This is a genomic window from Pectobacterium brasiliense, from assembly GCF_013449685.1.
GTDB classification, from domain to species: domain Bacteria; phylum Pseudomonadota; class Gammaproteobacteria; order Enterobacterales; family Enterobacteriaceae; genus Pectobacterium; species Pectobacterium brasiliense_A.
The window spans coordinates 1-523 of the sequence record NZ_JACDSF010000082.1; the positions used below are offsets into that span (position 1 = coordinate 1).

The window sequence follows — 523 nt, forward strand, 5'->3', positions numbered from 1 at the left end:
TTTTTGACAGGTTTATGACTTAATGAAAAATAATATCTGACCATAAATAAAAATTTCGCTAATAACGTCTCTATTGGGCACTGTTAACGATTTCGGTATTGAATCATCCATAAAAAGCGCCCAACATTCAGCCCTCAAAAGGAATGTTTTACTGTCAAAGGAGAATGGCAATGCCGGGTGCTGCCCGTCTCAATGATATCGGAAGTGGTCATGATTGCTTCCCTGAAACCCCGATAATTGAAGGCAGTTCTGATGTCATTATTAATGGTCAGCCTGCCGCCCGACAGGGTGATGCTGTTCTGCTTCACGGTTGTCCCTGTCCCAATGCACCCCATGGTGTTCATTCCCGAAAAATTGCCGAAGGTTCATCCACCGTCATTATTAACGGCAAGCCCGCTGCGCGTATTGGGGATGGCATCAATTGCGGTGGTGTCATTGTCTCTGGCAGTGGCAACGTCATCATTGGTGATACACCCCATCGTTCTCCCGTTCAGGACTGTGCTAAACAGGCAGCATTAACCCG

At 46.5% G+C, this 523-nt stretch carries 1 protein-coding gene; it reads left to right on the forward strand.

Annotation, left to right across the window (positions count from 1 at the left end; all coding sequences use genetic code 11):
- Positions 1–170 precede the first annotated feature (170 nt).
- Positions 171–523 (forward strand): type VI secretion system PAAR protein (locus H0248_RS21105; protein WP_180787375.1); only part of this gene is annotated, 353 nt, incomplete at its 3' end.